Raw genomic sequence first — 566 nt, forward strand, 5'->3', positions numbered from 1 at the left:
TCAATCGGAGGACAGGCAGTTCTATAACAGCATTCTGTCGCTAGGCGTCACACCATACGGTGATTACAGCTTTGATATGAGCGAACGCTACCACAAGCATCACCTATTACCGTTTGGTGAGTTTGTTCCGTTTGAAGATATCTTGCGCCCGCTGGCTCCATTCTTCAATTTACCAATGTCGTCGTTTAGTCGTGGGGCGTTCGTGCAACCTAATATCGTTGCGAACGGCATGCACATGGCACCAGCGCTCTGTTACGAGATCATTTTTAATGAACAAGTGCGTCAAAACGTTACTGACGAAACCGACTTCATTCTAACGCTTTCGAACGATGCATGGTTTGGACATTCGATTGGACCACTTCAACATATGGAAATCGCTCGCATGCGTGCTCTGGAACTGGGCAAGCCGCTGATCCGTTCAACAAACAACGGCTTAACAGCAGTAACCGATTATAAAGGCAAGATTGTAGAGCAAGTTCCTCAATTTGAAACAGCTGTACTACGTGCAGAGCTCACCCCAACAGATGGAACAACACCATAGCGAACGTTTGGCACTTGGCCATTGT

1 pseudogene is annotated in these 566 nt (G+C 47.2%); it reads left to right on the top strand.

Annotation, left to right across the window (positions count from 1 at the left end):
• Positions 1-538, top strand: a pseudogene (gene lnt / locus R7O13_RS29440) (apolipoprotein N-acyltransferase); the annotation flags it as partial.
• Between the last annotated feature and the right edge of the window lie 28 nt (positions 539-566).

The organism is Vibrio sp. Y176, assembly GCF_033438945.1.